The following is a 3,411-nucleotide window of genomic DNA, read 5'->3' as shown; positions in this document are numbered from 1 at the left end:
TCCGGGTCGATCGATGCGCTGCGCTGGAAGGCCTCACACATGGTGACCGGTCGCTCGCTTGTCGTCATTCGCGTCCTCCTCGGCGCCGGATCAGCACTGTCCGCACATCGGTGAGCGTACGTCCGCTGAGGACGGTTCGGGCCGGTTCATGCCGAGGGGCGCCACAGTTGCAGGGTGCGCGATATCCCGGCGGGCAGCTCGAGCAGCTCGATGGGGGCGCCGTCGGGGTCGTAGACGAAAAACATCCGCACCCCGCCGATGTCGACGGGCGGTTCGGCCCGGACGCCGGGGTGGTGGCGCCGCACGGCGTCGTACGTCGCGTCGAGATCGTCGACCCGGAACGAGATGTTGGTGTAGCCCAGGTGCGGGCCGCTCGGGCACTCCGGCACCGCACCCAACGACAGCAGCTCCACCATGGTCGCGCCGATCAGACCGCCGATCATCCGGCCCTGCTGCGCGGCCCCACCGGTCACGGAATCCAGTCCGGCCCCTTCGAGTTCGACGTCGAACACGACGTCCATTCCGAGCACCGAGGTGTAGAAGGCCAGCGACGCGTCGATGTCGGAGACACCGACGCAGACGTGGGAGAAGTTCTGCACGACGATGGGGTGACTCATGGATGCTCCTTTGCATCGTGAAAGCCGGTGAGGTCTACAGGATTCCAGACCTAAGCGGGCACGGCCGCGTGAATGCCGCACGTGCACGCGTCAATCGAGGGGCAGGTGCAGCGCATCCCCCACTCGATGACGGACCGGGCGCGCGCCAGCGACGCCATCCGCGCGTCGATCTCGGCGAGTTTGGCCTCGGCGAGTGCGCGGCTGACGGGCCGTCCCGGTGCGTCGTCAGCGAACAGCAGCTGGATCTCCTCCAGCGAGAAGCCGGCGGATTTACACAGCGCGATGACGTCGAGCCGGGCGAGGACCGCGTCGTCGTAGCGGCGCTGGCCACCGAGCCGGGCCGGGGGCGGCACCAACCCGATCTGTTCGTAGTAGCGCAACGTGGTCGCGGCGATCCCGGCTCGGCGCGCCACCTCTCCGATCGTCAGGCTCGCGGTCATCTCGCCTCTCCGGTATTTGACTTAGAGCCAACTCTAAGTTGTTCACTGTCGCCATGCATCAGAAATCGTTCGCAGAATTGAGCCCCGCCCGCTACGCGCGGCTCCGATCGTTCCGCCGGGATGGCGCGTCCGTCGACACCCCGGTCTGGTTCGCGCTGGACGGCGACGGCCTGCTGTTCCGCACGAAGATCGGCCCGAAAACCAGGCGGCTGTCGGCGCGCAGCGACGTGGAACTCGCCGCGTGCGACCACCGCGGCCGGCTGCGGCCCGGCGCGACGACGGTGGCGGGCCGGGCGACCATCCTGTCCGGCGCCGCCGCCGAACGGGCGAATCGCCTGCTGCACGAACGCTACGGCTGGCAGTGGAACATCGTGCCGCTGATCAAGGTTCCGGGTGTCACCAACGTCCACCGGGACCTGTGCGTTCGCGAGAAGGTGCGACGCGCGCGTGATCGCGGGGTCTGGGCCGACAGCGTGATCGTGCGGGTGGACCTGCCATGACCCGGACGAGACCCGCGCCCGACCCCGACCGCTCGCCCAGCCTTCGCCAATGCTGCTCCGCCGCAACCCCCGTAGTGCTCGACGAGCGTGAAGCTGGCCGCACACTCGGCGTCGAGTGTGAAGTCAGCTTCACACTCGAGCCGCTTAGCCCCCTAGACACCCCGGGCCGAGCAACTCCTTGAGGTCACCCATCAGTGCCGGCGACATGGTGACCCGCAATGAGGAATCCAGCTCGAGGGTGGTGATCCGGTCCCCGCTGATCAGCCGCAGATGCACCTGCGAGGTGCCCGGATGCCGGGCCAGCACCTGTTTGAGCGCACTCACCTTGTCGATGGTGCACTGACGCGTGGGCAGGCTGACGGCCAGCGGCCGGTTCACCTGGGCGCTCGAAAAGTCCGGAACGACAAGCTCGTTGGCGATCAGCGAGATCCGGTCGTCGCGGATGGCGACTTTGGCGTTGATCAGCACCACCGCGTCATCGGCGATGTCAGCGCCGAAAGTCGAGTACGCGTGCGGGAAGAACATCACCTCGATACCACCCGTGAGGTCTTCCAATTGCGCTGATGCCCAAGGCATCCCGTTCTTGTTGACGCGCCGGTTCACCGCGGCCAGGATGCCGCCGACCCGCACCTGGGTCTCGTTGGCGACGTCGCCGTCCAGGATGGCCGGGATCTGGGTGTCGACCTGGGCGGCCAGCAGATGGGCAACCCCGTTGAGCGGGTGCCCCGACACATACAGGCCCAGCATCTCCCGCTCCAGGGCGAGCTTGTGCTTGTCCTCCCACTCGTCATCGGGGACCTTGATGGTGAACACCGCTTCGGTGCAACCGTCGTCGCCGCCGAACAGGTCGAACTGGCCCATCGCCTCGGCCTTCTTGGTGCCCAGCACCGAGTCGACCGCGTCGGTGTGCACCAGGAACAGGCCCTTGCGGGCGTGCCCCAGCGAGTCGAAGGCGCCCGCCTTGATCAGCGACTCCGTCACCTTCTTGTTGCACGCCGCGATGTCGATCTTGTTCAGGTAGTCGGAGAAGTCGGTGAATTTGCCCTTGCCACTGCGGGTTCCGATCAGCGAACCGACGACATTGGCGCCGACGTTGCGCACCGCGCCCAGGCCGAACCGGATGTCTTTGCCGACCGACGCGAAGTTCACCAGCGACTCGTTGACGTCCGGCGGCAACACGGTGATACCGAGCTTGCGGCAGTCGGCCAGGTAGACCGCGGCCTTGTCCTTATCGTCGCCCACCGACGTCAACAGGCCCGCCATGTACTCGGCCGGGTAGTTGGCCTTCAGGTAGGCGGTCCAGTAGGAGACCAGCCCGTAGCCGGCCGCGTGCGACTTGTTGAACGCGTACCCGGCGAACGGAAGAATGGTGTCCCACAGGGCCTTCACCGCTTTTTCGGAGAAGCCGTTGGCGGTCATGCCTTCGTAGAAGCCCTTGTACTCGGCCTCGAGCACCTCGAGTTTCTTCTTGCCCATCGCCTTGCGCAGCGCGTCGGCCTTACCCATCGTGTAGGAGGCGACCTTCTGGGCGATGAACATGATCTGTTCTTGGTAGACGATCAGGCCGTGCGTCTCGGCGAGGATCTCGCGCAGCGGTTCCTCGAGTTCTGGGTGAATCGGCTTGACGGCCTGGCGCCCGTTCTTGCGGTCGGCGTAGTCGTTGTGGGCGTTCATGCCCATCGGGCCGGGCCGGTACAGCGCCAGCACGGCGACGATGTCGTTGAACTCCGTCGGTTGCATGCGGCGCAGCAGGTCGCGCATCGGCCCGCCGTCGAGCTGGAACACCCCCAGCGTGTCGCCGCGGCCCAGCAGCTCGTACGTCGCCTCGTCATCCAGCGGCAGCGACTCCAGGTC

4 protein-coding genes are annotated in these 3,411 nt (G+C 66.7%); 1 reads left to right on the top strand and 3 read right to left on the bottom strand.

The features are described from left to right. Positions 1-146: 146 nt before the first annotated feature. Together JOZ00_RS10610 and JOZ00_RS10605 are read right to left on the bottom strand one after the other, a co-directional pair. Entirely contained in the window at positions 147-617 is a 471-nt protein-coding gene (locus JOZ00_RS10610) for a VOC family protein (protein ID WP_293343490.1), read from the bottom strand. Between the two features lie 50 nt (positions 618-667). Further along, positions 668-1,057, bottom strand: coding sequence for a helix-turn-helix domain-containing protein (locus JOZ00_RS10605; protein ID WP_293343489.1), 390 nt, complete (start codon positions 1,055-1,057; stop codon positions 668-670). Between the two features lie 53 nt (positions 1,058-1,110). Here JOZ00_RS10605 and JOZ00_RS10600 point away from each other — a divergent pair, with 53 nt between their 5' ends. Next, positions 1,111-1,557, top strand: coding sequence for a PPOX class F420-dependent oxidoreductase (locus tag JOZ00_RS10600; RefSeq protein WP_293343487.1), 447 nt, complete (start codon positions 1,111-1,113; stop codon positions 1,555-1,557). A 144-nt stretch (positions 1,558-1,701) separates the two neighbouring features. Here JOZ00_RS10600 and dnaE read toward each other — a convergent pair. Next, positions 1,702-3,411: DNA polymerase III subunit alpha (gene dnaE, locus JOZ00_RS10595; RefSeq protein WP_293343485.1), on the bottom strand; the 1,710-nt coding region annotated here is incomplete at its 5' end.

It is taken from the genome of Mycobacterium sp. (genome assembly GCF_019243155.1).
GTDB lineage: Bacteria > Actinomycetota > Actinomycetes > Mycobacteriales > Mycobacteriaceae > Mycobacterium.
Note: the sequence above shows the minus strand (reverse complement) of the source record. Positions and strands in the feature narration are given on the sequence as shown.

Bases quoted from the DNA above. Each gene is read 5' to 3' on its own strand.
- JOZ00_RS10605 (WP_293343489.1), bottom strand. From the start codon at position 1,057: ATGACCGCGAGCCTGACGATCGGAGAGGTGGCGCGCCGAGCCGGGATC.
- JOZ00_RS10600 (WP_293343487.1), top strand. From the start codon at position 1,111: ATGCATCAGAAATCGTTCGCAGAATTGAGCCCCGCCCGCTACGCGCGG.
- JOZ00_RS10610 (WP_293343490.1), bottom strand. From the start codon at position 617: ATGAGTCACCCCATCGTCGTGCAGAACTTCTCCCACGTCTGCGTCGGT.